Origin of the sequence: Komagataeibacter nataicola, assembly GCF_003207795.1 — a bacterium.
GTDB lineage: Bacteria > Pseudomonadota > Alphaproteobacteria > Acetobacterales > Acetobacteraceae > Komagataeibacter > Komagataeibacter nataicola.
Map to the genome: position 1 here is coordinate 121,038 of NZ_NIRT01000003.1, position 20,119 is coordinate 141,156.

Sequence of the window (20,119 nt, forward strand, 5' to 3'; positions counted from 1 at the left end):
TTACATGCGCGGTGGGGCGACGCCGATCTGCCCCATGTATTTGCCCTTGCGGTCGGCGTAGCTGACCTCGCACGGTGAGGCCCCCTGAAAGAACAGGAACTGGCAGATGCCCTCATTGGCATAGATGCGCGCGGGCAGCGGCGTGGTGTTGCTGATCTCGATCGTGACCTGCCCTTCCCATTCCGGCTCCAGCGGGGTCACGTTGACGATGATGCCGCAACGCGCATAGGTGGATTTGCCCAGGCACACCACCAGCGTGTCACGCGGTATGCGGAAATACTCGACCGTATGCGCCAGCACGAAGCTGTGGGGCGGAATGGTGCAGCAGTCGCCATGGCGGGTGACGAAGCTGTTCTCGGCAAAATTCTTGGGGTCGACCACCGCGTTGTCCACGTCGGTGAAGATCTTGAATTCATTGGCGATGCGCGCATCGTAGCCATAGGAGGACAGGCCGAAGGAAATCACACCCTCGCGGCTCTGTTTTTCCACGAAGGGCTCGATCATGCCGTGTTCCGTGGCCATGCGGCGAATCCACGTATCAGGCATTATGGGCATGGTGTCCGTTCCTCCGGCATGGATTGCGCGCAGGGCGTGCCCCGTTGCTGCGCGACCACTAACGAAGTGATCGGCTGACCGCAACTGGCAAAATCACGCTTCGTTGCCGGATGTGTCCTGCGGCGGGGCTTCGGGCGGGGTGGTGCGCGCACGGCTCTGCTGCTTGCGCCGGCGCAGGTTGGCGCGCAGGGCTTCGGCCTCGCGCTCGAGGCGGGCAAGGCGCGCGGCTTCGGCCCTGTCGGTCAGGCGGGGGGTGTCAGGCCGGTCGGTCATGGCGGTGTTTCGTTCAGGCTCAGACCACCCGCCCCGGCATGGGGCGGATGGCGGGGCGCTCAGGCCGTGGTTTCGGGCTCGGTGGGGCAGGGTGCCGGTGCGGCGGGAGCCGCGTCAGCCTGCGGTGCAGCATCCTGCGGAATGCCGCAGCGCGTGAGCAGCTCGCGCAGCGCCTTCACCACGGGGAAGATCTCGACATTGCGGTCGTGGCCAACCTCGTTCCAGGCCGCCTGCTCAAGTTCCACGATTTCCTTGTCCTCAAGGAAAATGCGGTTGGTGAACCAGCCCAGCGCGGGCCAGATCAGGTCGATCAGCAGCGGGGTCTGCGGGCGCAGGATGGACAGCAGCCCGAAGGACTGCGTGATGCGCTCGTCCTTGTCCACCGGCACGTAGGCCGTCCACAGATCCATGATCAGGTCACCATCCTTGTCGGTAATGCGCAGGGTCTGGTACGGATATTCGGTGCGGATGGTCACCACTTCCTCAACGGGCTGCTCCTTGCCGTTGAGGTCCTTGTGCTTGCCAAAGATCAGGCGCTCGGCCAGCGGCTGCTGACCCGCGCAGCGCATGAAGCTGTAGCGCGCCTCGATAAAGTCCTCGCCCTTGTCCTGACCCAGGAAGCGCGCCTTGATCTGGCCCATCTGGCGGCGGTGCAGGAACTGATGGTTCATGTCCATCAGGTTCTCGTGCATGAAGGTGTAGTGGCAGTTCACGCGCGGGCTGAAATGCTTGGTCTTGTATTTGGGGTTATCGGTCTGCGCGAGTTTGGGGAAGGGGGTGCTCTCGGCCTTCGCCGCATCGCCGGGGAAAACGAAGATCAGCCCGCCCGCCTCACGCACGGGGAAGGTGCGCACGCCATTGGGCATCTTGCCCTTGCCCAGATAGGGCACGTCGATGCAGCGGCCCGAGCGGCCAAACGCCCAGCCATGGTAGCAGCAGCGCACGGTCTGGCCATTGACGGTGCCCTTGCTCAGCGGCACCTGGCGGTGGGGGCAGCGGTCGAACAGGGCGAAGACGGTGCCCTCCTCCGGGCGGACCAGCACCATGGGAATGCCCGCAAAGCTTACGGCCAGCGTCTTGTTCTTGCGCAGGTCGGCCGACCAGGCCACCGGATACCAGAAATCCGGGTTGGAATTGACCCGCCGCAGGTCGGGCGTGGCGGCCATGGCGGCGGTGTCTGTCTGGACGGGGGAAATCTGGTTCATGTGGTGCAGTCCCGAAGTGTTCACGTTAAACGGCGGTCAGCGGGTGTCCCCGTCCGCCAGAAATCAGAATGTGCCATGGGTGAAGAATTTCAGCCGGGTTGTCGACTGTAAAACAGCCCCTTGCATATGGCCCATGCTCGGGGCTGGATGCTCGGCCAGTGTTTTGGGGCGGGCATGAGGCAGATCAAGGTATTGTTGCACCGTATATGACATAATTGCGGCGCGACGTTCCTCAGCCTGCCTGATGCAGGGCGTCCTCATGCTGGTACGGGCTGCCCATGGCGGTGTGATAGAACGTATCCGCCAGCCGGGTGTGCAGGAGTTCATCATAAACGCACAGGGTCGCATACTGCATGGCCTGGGTGGAATAATGCAGGTACACGTTTTCGCGCGCACGCGCGGCAAGCTCCGTACGTTCATCCGCCGACAGGTCGGTCACGTGGCGGATGCACGCGGCAAGCGCCTGTGTGTCATCGGGGGGGAAGGCAAAGCCGGTCACGCCGTTCTCCACCGTTTCCAGTGCTGCGCCATGGGCGGCCACGATCACGGGGCGGCCCATGGCCTGCGCCTCCACCACCACGCGGCCAAACGGCTCGGGCCGGCGCGAGGGCACCACGATCATGTCGGCCAGCATCATGGCCGCGGGCATGTCCGCGCAGTGCCCGGCAAAGCGCAGGTGGGCTGCAATGCCGCTGCGTTGGGCCTGGGCCACGAGCGCACGGCCTTCCTTCGCGTTGGCTTCGCCCACGAAAATGCACACCCAGTCCCGGCTGAAGCCTTCCGTGCGGGTGAGGCGGGCCAGCGCCTCGATCAGCACGGCGTGGCCTTTCCACGCGGTCACGCGCGCGGGCAGCATGATGACCGTGGCCCCATCGGGGATGTGCCATAGCCCCAGCAGCTTCTGCACCCGGTTGCCGCGCACGTTATGCGGGTCGAAACGCAGCATGTCCGCCCCGCGCGGGATCAGGCGCAGGCGGTCGTCGCCCACCTTGTAGTCATCGCGCAGGCGGGTGGCGATGTACTGGCTGATGGCAATGACCCGCGCGCCCGAGGCCAGCACGCTGTTATAGCGCTTCTTGCCCGGCAGGTTGGCCGCGTGCACTCCATGCCACGTGGTGACCAGCGGCACGCCCGCCCGCCTGCATGCAAGTGATGCCGCCCAGGCGGGCGCGCGCGAGCGGGCATGCACCAGGTTAACGCCATGCTCGGCCATGACATGGCGCAGCCTGCTGGCGTTGCGCATGATGGAGAAGGGGTTCTTGGCCCCGAGTTCGAGCGCGATGGGGATGGCGCCGATATATTTCAGGCGTGGCACGAGGCGCCCGCCCGCACTGGCCACCAGTGCCGTGCCGCCGGCCTGTACGATGGCCTGCGCCATTTCCAGCGTGCCATGTTCTATCCCGCCGGATTCGAGCGCAGGCAGCACCTGCAGGATGACGGGTCGGTCAGTAACGGTTTGCATCACCTTTCACCATATCACGAACGCGATGGAACTGCACGGCCTGCGGGTCAATGGGGCTTTGTCCTTGACCTTGGCCGCAGGCAGGCCGACGAATGCGCTAATGAGACCTTTTGCCCAGCCATTGTTTTGCGTCCCTGCCGCAGGGGGAGTGCCGGTGTTTTCGTGCTCCCGGCGTGCGGGTTTCATGGCCTTTGGCCTCGTGCTGGCCGCAGGCCTTGCGTGTGGGCGCGCATGCGCCGATGAAGCCGCCCCCGTGAAAGAGGCGTCGCCCCCCATCGCCACGCCATCTTCCACCCCGCCCGCTCCCGCTGCGCCGCAGGGCTGGGATTTCAGCCACTGCACCGCCACCCTTGCCGATGACCCCGATGGCGCCCGTGATTATGCCGAGGACTGGTACAGCCATGGCGGCGGGCTTGAGGCCGAGCAGTGCGCCGCCCTGGCCCAGATGGAACTGGGCGATGTCGCCACCGCCGCCGCCACGCTCGACCGTCTGGCCCGCGTGCCGGACTGGCCCGCAGGTCCGCCCGAGGGCAGGCGGGGCAACAGGCAGGCCGTGGTGGAAACATCCGCCTCCCGCCTGCGCCGCGCCAGTGTGGCGGAGGCGGCAGCCCGCGCCTGGCAGGCCGATGACAGCCCGAAACAGGCCTTTGACAGTGCAATCTATGGCCTGACACTGGCCCCTGATGATCCGGCGCTGAAGCTGGTCTATGCACGGGTGGCGGTGGAACTTGGCCAGCCCCAGCGCGCCATCGACATGCTTACGCCGCTGCCATCCGCCCCGGCCGCGCGTGATGAGGCGCTGGTGGCGCGGGCGGGCGCGTGGCGCAAGCTCGGGCGCATCGATCAGGGCATGGCCGATATCAACGCCGCCCTGCATGACATGCCCCATAACGGCGCGGCCCTGCTCGAGCGCGGCATCCTGTACCAGCGCCAGGGCCAGATGGAGCAGGCCCGCGCCGACTGGCTCGACGTGGTGAAGCAGGCCCCGGATTCGGATGAGGCCGATCTTGCGCGTCAGGACCTCGCCCTGCTGGAAACCGACCCCGAGGCACCCTGACATGGCCCGCATTCTTGTCATCCGCCTGGGCGCGCTGGGCGATTTCGTGCAGTCCTTTGCGCCTTTTGCCGCCATCCGTGCCCACCATCCCCATGATGACGTGGACCTGCTGACCCAGCCGGCCTTTGCCGAACTCGGGCGGGCCTGCCCATGGTTTGACCATGTGCTGCTCGACCGCAGGCCACCGTGGCGCGACATTGCGGCTGTCATGGCGCTGCGGCGCATGCTGCGCGGTTATGATTTCATTTACGACCTGCAGACCTCGGGGCGCAGCACGCGCTATTTTTATCTTTCGGGGCACAGGGCGTGGTCGGGAATCGGCCGGAGTGCACAGGCGGCGCATGACAACCCCCAGCGGCGCTTCATGCACACCCGGGTCCGCCAGCGCGACCAGCTCAGACGGGCGGGACTCGAGCATCTGCCTGTGCCCGATCTGTCATGGCTGGCCCGGGGCGGCCCCGTGCTGCCCGCGCCTTACGCGGTGCTCGTGCCCGGTGCCGCCGCCCACCGCCCGGCCAAGCGCTGGCCGGTTGAACGCTACGCCGCCCTTGCGCAGCGCCTGCATGCCCATGCCCATGGCCTGCTGCCGGTTGTGGTGGGCGGCCCGGGCGAGGCCGGGCTGGCCCGCGTCATCTGCCAGGCCTGCCCCGATGCGGTGGACCTGACCGGCCGGACCACGTTGCCCGAACTCGGCGGCGTGCTGGCGCGCGCGGCCTGGGCCGTGGGCAATGATACCGGCCCCATGCACATGGCGGCCGCCCTGGGGGTGAAGTGTACCGTGCTGTTTTCCGCCGACAGCAACCCCGCACTCACTGCCCCTGTGGGGGTGCGGACGGGGCAGGTGCGGGTGATTTATGTGCATGATCTGGCCACCGTGCGCGTTGACAGGGTTGCGGCAACGCGCGGCTGACGCCATTACAGCGCAGTATATTCTTACCGGAGCAATGAAACCATGCCTGCCATAACCCTGCCTGACGGATCCGTTCGCCGCTTTGACGGGGCAGTGACGGGCACGACCGTGGCGCAGTCCATCGGCGCCGGTCTTGCCCGCGCCGCCCTTGCCATGGAAGTGGATGGCAGGCTGATGGATATCGGCCGCGAGATCGACCATGACGCCAGCCTGCGTTTCATCACGCGCAAGGACCCCGAGGCGCTGGAAATGATCCGCCACGACGCCGCCCACGTGCTGGCCGAGGCCGTGCAGTCGCTTTTTCCCGGCACGCAGGTCACCATCGGCCCGTCGATCGAAAATGGCTTCTATTACGATTTCTACCGCAACGAGCCGTTCAGCCCGGAGGATTTCGCCGCCATCGAAAAGCGGATGGGCGAGATCGTGGCCGCCAACGAGCCCTTCGTGCGCGAAGCGTGGCCGCGGGAAAAAGCGATCGAGTTCTTCGAGAACAAGGGCGAGCGCTTCAAGGCCGAACTGATCCGCGACCTGCCGGCGGATGAGGAAATCTCGATCTACCGCCAGGGCGAATGGCTGGACCTGTGTCGTGGCCCGCACCTGCGCGGCACGGCCGATGTGGGCCATGCCTTCAAGCTGATGAAGGTGGCGGGCGCCTACTGGCGCGGCGACCACCGCAACCCCATGCTTACGCGCATCTACGGCACCGCCTGGCGCGACCGCAAGGAACTCGAGGCCCACCTGCACCAGCTTGAGGAAGCCGAGCGCCGCGATCACCGCCGCATTGGCCGTGAGATGGACCTGTTCCACATTCAGGAAGAAGCCGTGGGCCAGATCTTCTGGCACCCCAAGGGCTGGCGGCTGTACACCGTGCTGCAGGACTACATGCGCCGCGCGCAGGACGGCAACGGCTATCAGGAAGTCCGCACGCCGCAACTCGTTGACCGCGCCCTGTGGGAAGCCTCGGGCCACTGGGACAAATACCGCGAGCACATGTTCATCGCCACCGTGGAGGACGAGGACAAGACCCTCGCGCTGAAGCCGATGAACTGCCCGTGCCATGTGCAGATCTTCCGCCACGGGCTGCGCTCGTATCGTGAACTGCCGCTGCGCATGGCGGAATTTGGCGCGTGCCACCGCTACGAGCCCTCGGGTGCGCTGCACGGCATCATGCGCGTGCGCGGCTTTACGCAGGATGACGCGCATATCTTCTGCACCGAGGACCAGATCGCTGACGAGACCGCACGTTTCGTGCGCATGCTGGCCGATGTGTACCAGGACCTTGGCTTCGAGCATTTCCGCGTGAAATTTGCCGATCGTCCCGAGCAGCGCGCCGGTGATGACGCGACATGGGACCGCGCCGAGAACGCCCTGAAAGTGGCCTGCGACATGGCGGGCGTGACCTACGAGCACAATCCGGGCGAGGGGGCGTTCTACGGCCCCAAGCTGGAATTCGTACTGCGGGACGCCATTGGCCGTGACTGGCAGTGCGGCACGCTACAGGTCGATTACGTGCTGCCCGAGCGGCTCGATGCCTCCTATGTGGGCGAGGACAGCGCGCGCCATCGTCCTGTCATGCTGCACCGGGCCATTCTTGGCTCGTTCGAGCGATTCCTTGGCATCCTGATCGAGCAGCATGCCGGGCGCTTCCCGCTGTGGCTCGCACCCACCCAGGTGGTCGTGGCCTCGATCGTGACCGACGCGGCCGATTATGCCCAGCATGTGACCGACAGCCTGCGCGAAGCCGGGCTGGTGGTGGAAGCCGACCTGCGCAACGAGAAGATCAACGCCAAGATTCGCGAGCATAGCCTTGCGCGCGTGCCGGTCATTCTGGTGGTGGGCCGTAAGGAAGCGGAGGAAAACACCGTGGCCATGCGCCGCCTTGGCGGTAAGACGCAGGAAGTGCTGCCGCTGGAAGAAGCGGTCTCGGCTCTTGCATATGAGGCCCTGCCACCCGATATCCGTCGCAAGCGCGGCTGATTACCTGTGTCCCGTGCCGGAACTGCATGGCTGTTTTCGCAGGCACGGGGCAAGACAGGACTTGATCTGGGGCGCGTCTTTGCGTCACATATCTTTCCATAATGTAAGGTCATTCCCTGCCCGCGTGTTTTCCATGGCTTCGGCCATGGGGCGCGGGCTGCGGGGATGGCCCTGCCTGCCGTTTGAATGAAACAGTTACAGGAGCTGACCATAGGCAGACCCCCGATGCCCACTCCGCCAAATCGAGAGGGCCCCCGCGTCAATGAAGAGATCCGCGTGCCGCAGGTGCGTCTGATCGATGAAGAGGGCGAGATGCTCGGCATCATGTCCACGCGTGATGCGCTGGCACGCGCTTATGCCGCTGGTCTTGACCTGCTTGAAATCAGCCCGAACGCCGAGCCGCCGGTGGCCAAGGTGCTCGATTACGGCAAGTTCAAATACGAGCAGCAGAAGAAGCGCAATGAAGCGCGCAAGAAGCAGAAAGTCATTGAAATCAAGGAAGTCAAGGTTCGCCCGAACATTGATGAAAATGACTATCAGGTGAAAATGCGCGCGATGAAAACCTTCATCGGCGAGGGTGACAAGGTGAAGGTGACCCTTCGCTTCCGTGGCCGTGAAATGGCGCATCAGGATCTGGGTGTGAAGGTTCTTGAACGTATCCGCGCCGAGATGGATGAACTGGCCAAGGTTGAGCATATGCCCAAGCTTGAAAACCGCCAGATGATCATGGTGCTGGCACCGCGTTGATCCCTTCGCGGATGCAGAACGCAAAAAGCCCGGAGGGATTACCCTCCGGGCTTTTTTTTGTGGCTAAGAGGCTGTTTGAAAAATCAGGCGCAATAATATCCTGAAATCATAAAAGCTTCAGAAGATGCCGCCTTTTTAAAAAAAGGCGGTACCCAGAAACTTCTATTTTTTAAGGCTTGAGGATCACCGTCGCCCGCGCCGTTGCGGTGACATCCTGCTGCCCGGTGGGGGCTTCGGGGGCTGCCACGTCGGCCGAGGCCATGCGGGCCATCATCATCATGGGCATCGGGCGGGGAAAGTTCTGTTCCTCCAGCGCGACCGAACGGATGGAGGCCACCCTGAGCCTGAGGGTTGCCGCCGCCGCCTGCGCGCGGGCCTGCATGTCTTCCAGCGCCAGGGTTTCGGCCTTGCGGGTCAGTTCGGCGCGCCTGCTGCGCGAGAGCGACCAGTCCAGCCGGGTCAGTGCGAGGTTTTCAGCCTGGATGCGGCCCACGAGCGGCAGCAGCACCTTGCCGTCGGCGGCTGTCAGGCGCAGGCTCTGGCGTGCCACCCAGTGCGGCTTGCGGTTCTGGTGCACATCGCCTTCATCATGATGCACGAAATAGGACTCGGCATTGATCTCCAGCCCATCGGTATGGGCGGTGGCGGAAATTGCCTTGCTGATGAGCGCATTGAGCTGCGCCTGTGCGGCGGCGGCGGTATCGGCCTGCGCCTCGGCCGTGAAGGTGGCGGTCAGTTCATCGGGCGGGGCCTGCACGGTGCCGGTCGCGGTCAGTTCGAGTTCGGTACCATCGGTGCGCGTGGAGTCGGGGGACTGGGTCTGGGCCATACCTGTTGCCGGATGGAGTCCTGCCACGGCCAGCAGGCCGCACAGCGCCACCATCTGGCTGGAGCGGACGGGGAACAAAAAATGGGGTCGGGTCATGAATGCGTGGTCTCCTTGAGTTCGACCAACGCGCGACGCAGCCGTACGATGCCAGAACGGATGCGCCCCTCGCGGCACATGTCAGCCCCCTGCATGCGCAGGCTGTCCACATCCTGCGGCAGGGCGGGGCCGTAGGCATCGATGATGTTGAGCAGCCGGTTGCAGTAGGCCTTGGTGTCGCTGGTGATGATGACCGGCTTGTCGCTGCCGCCATCACGCGCGGCCATGATCTGGGGTGTGCCCTCCGGCGTGATCGGCGCGGGTGCTGCGCCGCACAGGCAGAAACTCATCACGACGATGGCAGGCGTCACGGAGGATTGCATGGTCATGATGCTACTCTACGCTACTGTTCGTGTCGTGCTGATGGGGTAAAGGTGACGTTTGAGTCATGCCTGATATGTGCGCGGATGAGGACAGATCTTCCTCCGCCTCGGCCAGGGCGCTCGCCGCCACGGGCAGGGCGAGCAAAACCGTAAGCCCCGGCGCATGCGAGGAGAGATGCATCTGCCCCCCATGCAACTGCACGATGGCCCGCACCATCGACAGGCCCAGCCCCGAGCCGGGGGTGTTGCGGGCCTTCTCGGCGCGGAAGAAGCGCTCGGTCGCGCGCGCCATGTCCGCAGCACTCATGCCAATGCCCTCGTCACTGACCGAAAGGTCGAGCATGCCCTCGCCCGTGGGGCCGGCAAGGCGCCCCGGTGCGCTCTCGCGCAGGTGCGCGCGCAGGTAGACCGTGCCGCCGGGGGGCGAGAACTTGATGGCGTTATCAAGCATGTTGGCCACCGCCTGCTGCACCAGCGAGCGGTCGCCATAAAAGAACAGGCGCGCGGGCAGGTCGAGTGAGAGGGCGATGCCATGCTCTTCCGCCACGGCTTCATACAGGTCGGCCACGTCGCGCAGCACGGGCACGAGGTCGAAGGTCATGAACGCGGAGCGGCGTGCGCCCGCCTCGATCTGGGCAATGCGCAGCAGGGCCTCGAACACGGCGGTCACGTTATCAAGGTCGCCTACCGCGCGCTCGATCGCGCCGCGCAGTTCATCGGGCGTTCTGGCATGCAATGCTGCATCTTCAAGCTGGGTGCGGGCGCGGGCGATGGGGGTGCGCAGGTCATGGGCAATGGCGTTGGATACCTGCCGCACGCCATCCATCAGGCGCACGATCCGGTCGAGCATTTCATTGATGGCTTCGGCCACCTGGTCCATCTCGTCGCCATTGCCGACAAGGGGCATACGGCGGCTCAGGTCGCCATGCGCGATGGCGGAGGTGGTGCGCGCCACGGTCTTGACCATGCGGCGGAAGATGCGGTGCACCAGTGCGGCCCCGCTGATGGCCAGAAGCGTGACCATGACCCACGCCCACAGCAGCGAATCGGTCAGCAGGTGGCGCAGGATGCCGCGCGCGCGCACATCGCGCCCCACCAGCAGGCGGTAGCCGCTATCAAGCTGGCCTTCCGTATGGGTCTGGGCCGTGCCGGGCAGATTATAGGCATGGAGCTGGGCCATGCCGCGCAGCCCCGCGCGGGTATCGGGCAGGTTGTACCACCGGTCAGTGTGCTCCACCTTGCCGGGCCAGGCGGAGACGTTGCCGGTCAGGTAATTGCCCTGCGGGTCGATGACCAGGTAGATCGCGTCATCATCGAGGTTCTGTTCAAGGCGGTCCTCGATGGTCAGGGCCAGGGTGGGCAGGCCGCCCATGACCCAGCGCTCGGCCAGGCCGCGCGCATCGGCGTTGATGGCGGTTTCCACCTGACGTTCAAGGAACCCGATCGTGCCCCACCACATGAACGACATGAACAGGATGGAAGACAGCGCGAACATCGTGCCATAGGCCAGCGAAAAGCGCAGGCTGGCCGACCGCCATGCCCGCCAGCGCGAACGGCGCGGCGGCGCGGACTCGCAGAATGCGGGGGGCGTTGTCATGGCTGCCCGCGCAGGGGCCATCCATGCCCGCACCACCCGCCATGGGCCGGGCCTGTGCCGTGGGCTACCGCTCCCCGCGCCACACAGGGCGCATGGTTGCCCCCGCGGGGCGGAGGGAGCCGCCTGTTACTCGGCACGCAGCATGTACCCCGCATTGCGGATGGTATGGATGAGTGGCGCGCCGAAAGGCTTATCCACCTTCTGGCGCAGGCGCGAGACATGCACGTCGATCACGTTGGTCTGCGGGTCGAAATGGTAGTCCCACACGCCCTCGAGCAGCATGGTGCGGGTCACGACCTGGCCTGCGTGGCGGGCAAGGTATTCCAACAGGCGGAATTCACGTGGCTGGAGGTCGATCTTCTGCCCCGCCCGGCGCACCGTGCGCGAGAGCAGGTCGATCTCGAGATCGGCCACTTCCAGCTTGGTCTGGGGCGCGGTCTCGGTGCGGCCCCGGCGGCCAAGCGCCTCGACGCGGGCCAGCAGCTCGCTGAAGGCGAACGGCTTGGTCACGTAGTCATCGCCACCGGCCTTGAGGCCCTGCACGCGGTCATCCACATCCGCCAGCGCCGAGAGCAGCAGCACGGGGGTGGTGTTGTTCTGCGCGCGGATGGTCTCGAGCAGGCGCACGCCGTCAATGCCGCCGGGCAGCATGCGGTCGAGTATGATCAGGTCGAACTTCTCGCTCACGGCCATGAACAGGCCGTCCTTGCCGTTATCGGTCATCTCGACAAGGTGGCCTGCTTCCTTCAGGCCCTTGGCCACGAAGGAGCGGACGGTGGGGTCATCTTCAACAACAAGAATATGCAAAATGGCCTCGTGTCGGTTGGGGCGGGGTCTTGGTCAGTCGTCCATGTCTTCATCGGGGCGGTGGCCCACGCAGGCTTCCAGGCTCATGGCATCGTGGCGGCGGCGGATATGCAGCGTTACGGTGGAAGCGGGCCGCTTCGCCGCGATCGAGCGGATCAGCATGCGCGCGGTGTCGATCGGTTCGTCATTCACCGCCGTAATGACATCGCCAATCCGCAGGTGCGCCTTCATGGCCGGGCCGTCGCGGTCGATTCCCACAATCTGCACGCCGCCATGACCTGCGCCGTCAGCCAGTGTAACACCAAGCCAGCCACGGTCTATATGCCCGTTATGGCGCAGTTCCTCCACAATCGGGGCCACGATCTCCGATGGCAGGCCAAAGCCTATGCCCACCGATCCGCCCGTGGGCGAGACGATGGCCGTGTTCACCGCCACCACCTGTCCGCCCAGATTGAAGGATGGCCCGCCGGAATTGCCGGGGTTGATGGGCGCGTCGATCTGAAAAAAATCATCGAACGGGCTGGTGCCGATATCACGCCCGCGCGCCGATACGATGCCCGCGGTCACACTTGAGCCCAGCCCGAACGGGTTGCCCGCCGCCATGATCCAGTCACCGATATTGACCAGCCTGCTGTCGCCCCACGGCACGAAGGGCATGGGGTGGGGGGCATGGATCTGGATCACCGCGATATCGGTCAGGTCGTCGCTGCCCACCAGGCGGGCCGGGAACTCGGTGCCATCGGAAAGCGAGACGGTAATCTGGTCGGCACCGCCCACCACATGCGCGTTGGTCACGATCACGCCGCCGGGGTCGATCAGGAAGCCCGAGCCGGCCCCCAGCATTTCCTCGCCATGGGCGCGCATGCGCTCGCGGAATTTATGCTCGAACGGCGTGCCCTTGACACTTGGCGGCAGGGGCTGGCGGGTGGTGGCCTGATGGCTGTCCTGCGCCTGCGATACGGCAATGTTCACCACGGCGGGGCCAACCTGGCGCACCAGCGGCGCGAAGGTCAGCGGCCCGGTCTGCACCACCGGCGGCACGGGGGGCGCGAACAGCGAGGGGCTGGCGGGCACGGTGGGCGCTGGTGCCGCCACGTCCTGTGCAAGCGCCTCCGTTCCCGCGCCGGTCATGCCTAGCAGCAGGACCGGTAGCAGGCGTGAAGCCGGACGGGCCGTGGCGATCCATGTCATGCCGGAGGGCGGGAGAATGCGTTCATGATGAAGCATGTTATCCGAAAAAAACGGCAATGCCATGTCTGCATGGCACGGTAGGGGCCGATGCATGCGTTTTTGGGGGTGATCTGAAAAGCCTGCGTCACGATGCCCGCAAACCGGAAGATGTTTTTGGTGAAGCTTTTTTCAGAAAGCTTCGGAGAAACACCGCTTTTTTGGAAAAGCGCGGCACCCGAAAACTTTTATTATTTTAATCTGGATTCCTACGACGTACGGCGCGGGCGGGGTGGTGGCGGGCTGGCTGTTGCCGGGTTTTCGGGCCAGTCATGGCGGGGGTAGCGCCCGCGCATGTCGCGCCGCATGTCCGCCCATGACCCGGCCCAGAACCCCGCGAGGTCCGCCGTGATCGCCTGCGGTCTGCCTGCGGGCGAGAGCAGGGCAATGCGCAGGTCGAGCCTGCCATCGGCCAGGCGGGGGGTCTGGGTCACGCCATAGAAGGTCTGGGCGCGGGCGGCGGCAACCGGCACGGGTTGCAGGTAGTCGATCTGGGCGCGGCCACCAGGCAGGTCGAGATGGGTGGGCAGCATGCGGTCAAGCCATTTCAGGCTGGCATGGTCCATGGTGGCGCGCAGCATGGCCAGCAGGTCCATCTCCGCCAGCGCGGACAGGCGGTTCACCCCCGTGAGCCACGGGGCGAGCCATGTTTCGGTGGTGGTGGCGAGTGCTGCATCCGCCAGATCAGGCAGGTCGGAGCGGTCAAGCTGCGTGCGGGCGGTTTCCACCCGTGCCTGAAGCTGGCGGCAGGCATCGGACCACGTGAGCGTGGCCGCAAGGTTCTGCGCCGCCTGCGCGCAGAGCAGGGCGCAGACTTCATCGGCGCTGGCGGTGACCGTGCGGTCGCGCAGCACAAGATTGCCCAGCCGCAGCCTGCGCCGCGCCAGCACACTGCCTGTGGTGGTGTCGAGTGTGGTTTCCACCTGTTCCTTCGCCCGCGCCATCAGGGTCTGCGGCAGGTTGTCGCGGTCCAGCGGGGCGGCGAGGCAGATCTCGGCGGCCTTGCGCACATGCATGCCCGCTACTGCCAGCAGGGTGCTGCGCGCCAGTTCATCGGTTTTGGAAAGCCGGGCGCTACCGCCGCCCGCCAGCCGGAAAGAGCCTACATCGCCCCGCGCCTGCGCCACCCGGTCGGGGAAGGCGGCGGCAATCAGGGCGGCGGGATCGCCCGTGGCCTCGATGTCGCGACCCAGCCCCAGCCGCCTGCGGTACTGCCGGGCGGCGTGGCGGATGCGTGATAGTGCGGCCCGGTCGGCATCGGGGTGGTCGCCGCCCGCCAGCAGGTCAAGGCGCAGGCGGATATCGGCAGGCGCTGCGGGGGGTGCGCCCCGGCTGCCGCCTGCGGGGCGGCGGGGGCGCAGCGGGTCGCGCTCTTCCAGCAGGGCGGCGATATCGGCGGCCATTGCGCGTTCGGCGGGCGTGCGGGCGGCCAGCATCATGGCGGCCAGGCGGGGATGCGCGCCCAGGGCCGCCATGCGCGTGCCTTCAGCCGTTATGCGGCCTTCCTCATCAACCGCGCCGAGGGCCTCAAGCAGGCTGCGCCCGGCCTCGAACGCGCCATTGGGGGGCGTGTCGGGAAAGGGGAGGTCGGCGGGGTCCGTGCCCATTGCCTCCTGCCACGCGGCGGCATCGAGGCGCAGGCCGGTCAGTTCGGCCTCCATCATTTCCGGCTGGTCATGCGGCGGCATGGCGCGGGTGGTCATTTCGGTCCAGAGCCGGATGGCGATGCCGGGCGTCACGCGGCCCGCGCGGCCCGCGCGCTGCTGGGCCGCCGCGCGCGAGATGCGCACCGTATCGAGGCGCGTCAGCCCCGTGCCCACGTCCAGCCGGGGCACGCGGCGGAACCCGCCATCGACCACAATGCGCACGCCCGGCACGGTGAGCGATGTCTCGGCAATGGAGGTGGACAGGATCACCCGCCTGCGCCCGGCGGGGTGCGGGGTCAGGGCCAGATCCTGCTCGGCGGGAGGGAGTTCGCCATAAAGCGGCAGCACATCGGCATCAATGCCAGCAAGGGCGGTACGGGCGCGATGGATCTCGGCCACGCCGGGCAGGAAGGCCAGCACGTCGCCTTCATCCTGCGCGATGGCGGTGCGGATGGCGGCCGCCATGGCATCAGGCAGGTCGCGGCGGTGCACGAGGTCGCGCGTGGCGTGGCGGATTTCCACGGGGAACATCCGGCCTTCGCTTTCCACCCGTTCGGCATTCATGCGGGTAGCCAGTGCCGCGCCATCCATGGTGGCGGACATGGCCACCAGCTTCAGTTCAGGCCGCAGGCTGCGCTGCAGGTCGAGGCAGAAGGCCAGGGCGGCATCGGCATCGACCGAGCGTTCATGGATTTCATCAAAGATCACGCAGGCCACGCCATCAAGCGTGGGGTCGAACAGCAGGCGGCGCACCAGCAGCCCCTCGGTAATCACCTCGATGCGCGTGCGCTCCGAGGTCGCGCCATCGAGCCGGGTGCGGTAGCCCACCAGCCCGCCAACCGGCTCATTCACCAGTTCCGCCATGCGGGTGGCCGCCGCGCGCGTGGCCAGCCTGCGGGGTTCGAGCATGATGATGCGCCCCTCACCCCGCCATGGCGCATCGAGCAGCGCGAGCGGCACCAGTGTGGTCTTGCCCGCACCCGGAGGGGCGACCAGAACGGCGTTGGATGTGCGTGCCAGAACCGCCTGAAGGGCAGGCAGCGCCTCTGCCACGGGCAGGGCGGCAGCATTTTCAGCCACAAGGACGTGCAGCCGGTTTTGCAAGGTTGGATCGAAAGCCATATCTTCATCTTATGGCGTCGGGCATGGTGGCGGGGCAATCCTTGCCATGCTGGGTGGCTGCGTTTTTCCTCATTTCCGGTTTTTGATGGAGTACTGTCCGTGCCCTTTCTGTGGCTTGTGTCGATCCTGTGCATGCTGGTCACGGCCCTGCCGGCTGCCCGCGCAGCCCAGAGCGACCCCGTAACCTCGACCCGCGCCACCGCCACGCTGGTCACGGATGATGACACCTACAGCCCTGGCCGACCACTGCATGTGGGGCTGCGGCTGCAACTGGCTCCCGGCTGGCACACCTACTGGCTCAACCCTGGCGATGCGGGCGATGCGCCCACCCTCGTGGTGAACGCGCAGGGCGGGGCTGCGGGTCAGGCCAGCACCATTGAATGGCCCACACCGCGCGTGCTGCATGACGGGCCGCTGACATCCTATGCCTATACCGGTGACGTGCTGCTGCCGGTAACGCTCACCCCCGTGGCGGGCGAAGGCGATGGCCCGCTCACGCTCAATGCCGTGGCGGAGTGGCTTGTCTGTGCCGAGGTCTGCGTGCCCGAGCACGGCACGTTCAGCCTGAGCCTGCCGCGCGGGGCGGCCCGGCCTTCGGCGCAGGCGCCCGCGTTCGCGCAGGCTGCCGCCGCCCGGCCCGTGGCCTCGCCCTTTGCGGCAGGGGTCTCGCCAGAAGGGATCATGCAGTTACGCGGGCGCGACCTGTCGCCCGCTGCAGTGCGCGATGCCTGGTTCATGCCCGAGGTGGCCGGTGCGATCGATCAGGATGCTCCGCAGGCGGTGACGGTGCGCGAGGGCGTGGTGCAGCTTGCGCTCCATCCGGGGCCGGAATTCCATGGCGGGCAGGGCCTGTCCGGCATTGTGGTGCTGCGTGACGGCATGGGGCGCGAGCGTGGATTACAGGTCAGGCCGGTGCCGGGCAGCGTGGTTCCCCTTGCCGCCCCCGTGGTGGCAACCGGTGCACGCGCCAATGTGGGCGTGCTGCTGCTCATGGCGTTTGCAGGCGGCGTGATCCTGAACCTCATGCCCTGCGTCTTTCCCGTGCTGGCCATGAAAATCCTTGCCCTTGAGCGCATGGCGCGTGGGGCGCGGGGCACGGCGCTGGCCGGGGCCGCGGCTTATGGCGCGGGCGTGGTGGTGTCCTTTGTCGCATTGGGTGGTGTCATTGCGGCCTTGAGGGTGGCGGGGCATCAGGCGGGGTGGGGGTTTCAGTTCCAGTCCGTGGGGTTCGTGACCGTCATCTGCCTGCTGCTGTTTGCCGTGGCCCTCAACCTGCTTGGCGTGTTCACCATCGGGCTGCGGCTGATGGGGGTGGGGGGCAACCTGCCTGCCCATGCCGGTGATTTCCTGACCGGGGTGCTGGCGGTGGTGCTGGCCTCGCCCTGCACGGCGCCGTTCATGGGAGCGGCGGTAGCGGCGGCGCTTGCGGCCTCGCCGGTGATCGGGGTGGTGGTCTTTGCCGCCCTCGGGCTGGGGCTTGCCGCCCCTTACCTTGTGCTGGCCGCCATGCCCGGCCTGCTGGCATGGTTGCCCAAGCCGGGAAAGTGGATGGAAACGGTGCGCAACCTGCTGGCCCTGCCGGTAATGGCTACCTGCGTGTGGCTGGGCTGGGTGGCGAAGCTGGAAGGCGGCACGGATGCCCTTGTCCTGCTGGGCGTGGGGCTGGTGCTGGTGGCGGTGGGCTGCTGGAGCCTGCGATGCGCCAACCGGCTGGACCTGCGCGATGCCATGGCGGGGCGGGCCGGGCTGTATCGCGCGGTGGCGACATTGAGCCTGCTGGTGGCATTCGTGGGCGGCGCGGTTCTGCCGCCTGCCACGCTGCATGAGCGGGGGGCGGCACGGGTGGCTGATGGCAGTTCAGCCTATTCCCCCACCCGCCTGGCCGAATTGCGCAGGCAGGGCCGGCCCGTATTCGTGGACATGACGGCGGCCTGGTGCATTTCATGCCTGGTCAATGAGCGTGTGGCCCTGTCGAGCCAGAGCGTGCAGGCAGCCTTTGCCCGGCGGGGCATTGTGTACATGAAAGGCGACTGGACCCTGCGCGATGCGGCAATTACCGCCTTTCTGCAGGCCCATGGGCGCGACGGGGTGCCGTTTTACGCCTATTACCCGGCACATGGGCAGGAAGTAATCCTGCCCGAAATCCTCACGCCCGCCATCGTGCTGGACATGACCGCGCCCGCACGTAAATGACCTGCGCGGGCGGAACAGGCAAAAGTTTTTGGTGAAGCTTTTTTTTCAAAAAGCTTTGAAAGAACGCCGCTCCCCAAAACTTTTGTCTAGCCTTACTGCCCCGTGCTGCCCGGCAGGGTCAGGTTGCCCGGCTGTGGTGAGCGCATCTGCGGGGTGGGTGCAGCAGTATCGCTGCCTTCAGAGGAATACCCTTCAGGGAAAATCGCATCCGGTTCCTCATGGATGGCCTTCGGACGCGCCGGTGCGGGCGCTGCCGCTACTGCCGGGGCGCTCGCCGCCTCGGGGTGGTCATCGGTCGGGCCACCGCCAATGGTCATGGTATCCGCCCCGGTAGCGGGGGTGGTGGTGACGGCAGGCGTATCGCCATCAAGCGGCTGGGCGGCCACGCTGCCCGGTGCCTGCGGCGTGACCAGCCAGTTGCCCAGGTTGGTGCGGATCTGGCTTTCCAGCTCCTGGTTCATGTCCTGCAGCATGAGGTTGGTCAGGGTGTTCAGGTTCTGCGGCGTGTCGCTGTTGCCATGCTTCTTCTTGGGGTCAAACGAGCGGGTAACCTGGGCCACGGCATAGCCGGTACGGCGGCCGTCGGCGGAGGTCACGTCCAGATGCACGTTCAGTTGCCCGTCAAGGATGCCGCCCGGCTCATGCAGGATGGAAACGCGGTCGATGGTAAACGTGCCGCTGCCCCCGCTGCCTGCGGCCAGCAGCCGGGCATGCGCCAGTTGTTTGAGCAGGTCATCGGGCGGGTTGGGCGCGCGGCCCGACAGATCGCCCGGCACCAGCCCCGGCCCGCCCCGGTCCACCACCGATATGGTGGCCACATTCAGGTTCAGCGGCGGCTCATCGCCATATTGCGGCCCGGCAAAGGTGGTCGGCTCGTCATGGTGGTGGCGGCTGTAGGCGGGCGCGCTGACAGCCGTCAGCGCGATCAGGGGCAGGCCTGCGGCCAGCACCACGCGCAGGCTGCGGCGTAATGACAGGGGGCTAAGCGGCGAACGGTTCGGTCGCATGGATATATCCCGATAACGGCTGGCGCACGCGGCGCGGTCGGTCGATCAGGGGTGTGATCGTGCCATGTCCCGCGCCGGGCGGATAGGGGCTGTCAGGCGGTCTTGCCGCTGATCTCGCTACGCTGGAAGTGGAAGTCATGGTTGCAGAACTGGCAGTTCATGGTGATCGTGCCATCCTTGGCCATGTGGTCAAGATCGTCGAGCGGAAAGGTTTCCAGCAGGCTCGACAGCCGCGCGCGCGAACAGCGGCAGCCAAAGGCCAGCGCGCGGGGCTGGCCCGTAATCAGCCCCTCGGCATGGAACAGGCGGTACAGCAGGTCGGCCGAGCCAAGCCGGTCATCCAGCACTTCGCGCGCGGTGAGCGTGGTGGCGAGCGTGATGGCGGTCTCCCACGCATCATCGCCTTCCTCAGGGGTGACATCGGATTCGATGCCGCCGCCCATGGCGATCTTTTCCATCACCAGCGCGCCCGCGCGCCAGCCTGCTTCCGTCCTGTCGCAGAACAGCTTGACCCAGCAGGCATGCTGCTCGGAGGTGGCGAAGTAATGCGCCGCCATCTCCGACAGGCTCTCCCCACTGATCTCGACAATGCCCTGATGGATGTCGGTATCGGGTCCCTGGTCCACGCTGAAGGCAATGTAGCCCTTGCCCAGCAGATCGCTCGCGGTGGGGTTGGCGTTGGTCCTGAGCAGTTCGGCCACCGCCTCATCATCCGAGCGGGCATGAAAGCGCAGCGCGCCCGCGTCGGTGCAGTCGGCCAGCAGCAGGCTCAGCGGGCCATCGCCCTTGGCCTGTAACGAGAACGACCCCTGAAACTTGAGCGCCGAGGCCAGGGCCGCGACCAGCGCCAGCGCCTCGCCCGCAAGCCTGAGCACGCAGTCGGGGTTGTCGTGGCGGGTCAGCAGCGTGTCGGTGAGCACACCGGGGCGCACGAGGCGACCGCGCACGGGCCGGTTATCGAGATAGAACGGCACGACACCCTGCGGCACGACCAGATCAGGCGTGTCGGGGCGGCTGGTGTCGAGAAAGGCGGGGGAGGAAATATTGGAGGTCATGGCACAAGCCTGCTTCATCACGCCCCGCAGT

At 66.3% G+C, this 20,119-nt stretch carries 17 protein-coding genes; 5 read left to right on the plus strand and 12 right to left on the minus strand.

Annotated features, from left to right (window positions below; translation table 11 throughout):
* From dcd to CDI09_RS02985, 4 genes are all read right to left on the minus strand, one after another.
* Positions 1 to 555 carry a dCTP deaminase gene (gene dcd / locus CDI09_RS02970; protein ID WP_078524902.1) on the minus strand — a complete coding sequence of 185 codons (555 nt, stop codon included), beginning with the start codon at positions 553 to 555 and terminating at the stop codon, positions 1 to 3.
* 93 nt (positions 556 to 648) lie between these two features.
* Positions 649 to 828 (minus strand): hypothetical protein, encoded by a 180-nt coding sequence (locus CDI09_RS02975; RefSeq protein ID WP_078524900.1) that lies wholly within the window; start codon positions 826 to 828, stop codon positions 649 to 651.
* Between the two features lie 59 nt (positions 829 to 887).
* The gene (locus CDI09_RS02980; RefSeq protein ID WP_078524899.1) at positions 888 to 2,033 is read right to left on the minus strand and encodes an aromatic ring-hydroxylating oxygenase subunit alpha; all 1,146 of its coding nucleotides are present in this window, start codon (positions 2,031 to 2,033) and stop codon (positions 888 to 890) included.
* A 232-nt stretch (positions 2,034 to 2,265) separates the two neighbouring features.
* Positions 2,266 to 3,495: a glycosyltransferase family 4 protein gene (locus CDI09_RS02985; protein WP_078524897.1), complete on the minus strand. Its 1,230-nt coding sequence runs from the start codon at positions 3,493 to 3,495 to the stop codon at positions 2,266 to 2,268.
* Between the two features lie 184 nt (positions 3,496 to 3,679).
* Between CDI09_RS02985 and CDI09_RS02990 the strand changes: the two genes are divergently transcribed.
* The 4 genes from CDI09_RS02990 (at position 3,680) to infC (ending at position 8,186) form a co-directional block, all read left to right on the plus strand.
* A complete protein-coding gene (locus CDI09_RS02990; RefSeq protein WP_078527771.1) occupies positions 3,680 to 4,552 on the plus strand; it encodes a tetratricopeptide repeat protein in 873 nt (290 codons plus the stop codon).
* A gap of 1 nt (position 4,553) precedes the next feature.
* Complete coding sequence (locus tag CDI09_RS02995; RefSeq protein WP_078524895.1) at positions 4,554 to 5,462, plus strand: glycosyltransferase family 9 protein; 909 nt, start codon at positions 4,554 to 4,556, stop codon at positions 5,460 to 5,462.
* A 42-nt stretch (positions 5,463 to 5,504) separates the two neighbouring features.
* Positions 5,505 to 7,439, plus strand: a complete 1,935-nt coding sequence (gene thrS, locus CDI09_RS03000) for a threonine--tRNA ligase (RefSeq protein WP_078524893.1) — start codon at positions 5,505 to 5,507, stop codon at positions 7,437 to 7,439.
* Positions 7,440 to 7,664: 225 nt separating this feature from the next.
* A complete protein-coding gene (infC, locus tag CDI09_RS03005) occupies positions 7,665 to 8,186 on the plus strand; it encodes a translation initiation factor IF-3 (protein ID WP_061273391.1) in 522 nt (173 codons plus the stop codon).
* A gap of 169 nt (positions 8,187 to 8,355) precedes the next feature.
* On the opposite strand, the gene CDI09_RS03010 is transcribed toward infC, so the two are convergent.
* The 6 genes from CDI09_RS03010 to hrpB all read right to left on the minus strand — a co-directional run bounded on the left by CDI09_RS03010 (position 8,356) and on the right by hrpB (position 15,833).
* Complete coding sequence (locus tag CDI09_RS03010; protein ID WP_078524891.1) at positions 8,356 to 9,111, minus strand: SIMPL domain-containing protein; 756 nt, start codon at positions 9,109 to 9,111, stop codon at positions 8,356 to 8,358.
* Positions 9,108 to 9,440, minus strand: a complete 333-nt coding sequence (locus CDI09_RS03015) for a hypothetical protein (protein WP_078524889.1) — start codon at positions 9,438 to 9,440, stop codon at positions 9,108 to 9,110. The genes CDI09_RS03010 and CDI09_RS03015 overlap by 4 nt, the downstream gene beginning before the upstream one ends.
* Before the next feature lie 4 nt (positions 9,441 to 9,444).
* Positions 9,445 to 11,031, minus strand: coding sequence for a sensor histidine kinase (locus CDI09_RS03020; protein WP_078527769.1), 1,587 nt, complete (start codon positions 11,029 to 11,031; stop codon positions 9,445 to 9,447).
* A 126-nt stretch (positions 11,032 to 11,157) separates the two neighbouring features.
* Entirely contained in the window at positions 11,158 to 11,838 is a 681-nt protein-coding gene (locus CDI09_RS03025; RefSeq protein ID WP_078524887.1) for a winged helix-turn-helix domain-containing protein, read from the minus strand.
* Positions 11,839 to 11,871: 33 nt separating this feature from the next.
* Positions 11,872 to 13,092, minus strand: coding sequence for a S1C family serine protease (locus CDI09_RS03030; protein ID WP_078524885.1), 1,221 nt, complete (start codon positions 13,090 to 13,092; stop codon positions 11,872 to 11,874).
* Positions 13,093 to 13,274: 182 nt separating this feature from the next.
* Positions 13,275 to 15,833: an ATP-dependent helicase HrpB gene (hrpB, locus tag CDI09_RS03040; protein ID WP_236944634.1), complete on the minus strand. Its 2,559-nt coding sequence runs from the start codon at positions 15,831 to 15,833 to the stop codon at positions 13,275 to 13,277.
* Between the two features lie 93 nt (positions 15,834 to 15,926).
* Here hrpB and CDI09_RS03045 point away from each other — a divergent pair, with 93 nt between their 5' ends.
* Positions 15,927 to 18,026: a protein-disulfide reductase DsbD family protein gene (locus CDI09_RS03045; protein WP_078527767.1), complete on the plus strand. Its 2,100-nt coding sequence runs from the start codon at positions 15,927 to 15,929 to the stop codon at positions 18,024 to 18,026.
* A 92-nt stretch (positions 18,027 to 18,118) separates the two neighbouring features.
* Here the strand turns inward: CDI09_RS03045 and CDI09_RS03050 are convergent, their stop codons facing one another.
* Positions 18,119 to 19,033 carry a hypothetical protein gene (locus CDI09_RS03050; RefSeq protein ID WP_078524881.1) on the minus strand — a complete coding sequence of 305 codons (915 nt, stop codon included), beginning with the start codon at positions 19,031 to 19,033 and terminating at the stop codon, positions 18,119 to 18,121.
* 92 nt (positions 19,034 to 19,125) lie between these two features.
* Positions 19,126 to 20,106 carry an Hsp33 family molecular chaperone HslO gene (hslO, locus tag CDI09_RS03055; protein ID WP_078524879.1) on the minus strand — a complete coding sequence of 327 codons (981 nt, stop codon included), beginning with the start codon at positions 20,104 to 20,106 and terminating at the stop codon, positions 19,126 to 19,128.
* Between the last annotated feature and the right edge of the window lie 13 nt (positions 20,107 to 20,119).

Coding starts and splice junctions, on each gene's coding strand:
- hrpB (WP_236944634.1), bottom strand. CDS start 15,833: ATGGCTTTCGATCCAACCTTGCAAAACCGGCTGCACGTCCTTGTGGCT.
- CDI09_RS03030 (WP_078524885.1), bottom strand. CDS start 13,092: ATGGCATTGCCGTTTTTTTCGGATAACATGCTTCATCATGAACGCATT.
- thrS (WP_078524893.1), top strand. CDS start 5,505: ATGCCTGCCATAACCCTGCCTGACGGATCCGTTCGCCGCTTTGACGGG.
- CDI09_RS02980 (WP_078524899.1), bottom strand. CDS start 2,033: ATGAACCAGATTTCCCCCGTCCAGACAGACACCGCCGCCATGGCCGCC.
- CDI09_RS03020 (WP_078527769.1), bottom strand. CDS start 11,031: ATGACAACGCCCCCCGCATTCTGCGAGTCCGCGCCGCCGCGCCGTTCG.
- CDI09_RS02975 (WP_078524900.1), bottom strand. CDS start 828: ATGACCGACCGGCCTGACACCCCCCGCCTGACCGACAGGGCCGAAGCC.
- hslO (WP_078524879.1), bottom strand. CDS start 20,106: ATGAAGCAGGCTTGTGCCATGACCTCCAATATTTCCTCCCCCGCCTTT.
- CDI09_RS02985 (WP_078524897.1), bottom strand. CDS start 3,495: ATGCAAACCGTTACTGACCGACCCGTCATCCTGCAGGTGCTGCCTGCG.
- CDI09_RS02990 (WP_078527771.1), top strand. CDS start 3,680: ATGGCCTTTGGCCTCGTGCTGGCCGCAGGCCTTGCGTGTGGGCGCGCA.
- CDI09_RS03050 (WP_078524881.1), bottom strand. CDS start 19,033: ATGCGACCGAACCGTTCGCCGCTTAGCCCCCTGTCATTACGCCGCAGC.
- CDI09_RS03010 (WP_078524891.1), bottom strand. CDS start 9,111: ATGACCCGACCCCATTTTTTGTTCCCCGTCCGCTCCAGCCAGATGGTG.
- dcd (WP_078524902.1), bottom strand. CDS start 555: ATGCCCATAATGCCTGATACGTGGATTCGCCGCATGGCCACGGAACAC.
- CDI09_RS02995 (WP_078524895.1), top strand. CDS start 4,554: ATGGCCCGCATTCTTGTCATCCGCCTGGGCGCGCTGGGCGATTTCGTG.
- infC (WP_061273391.1), top strand. CDS start 7,665: ATGCCCACTCCGCCAAATCGAGAGGGCCCCCGCGTCAATGAAGAGATC.
- CDI09_RS03015 (WP_078524889.1), bottom strand. CDS start 9,440: ATGACCATGCAATCCTCCGTGACGCCTGCCATCGTCGTGATGAGTTTC.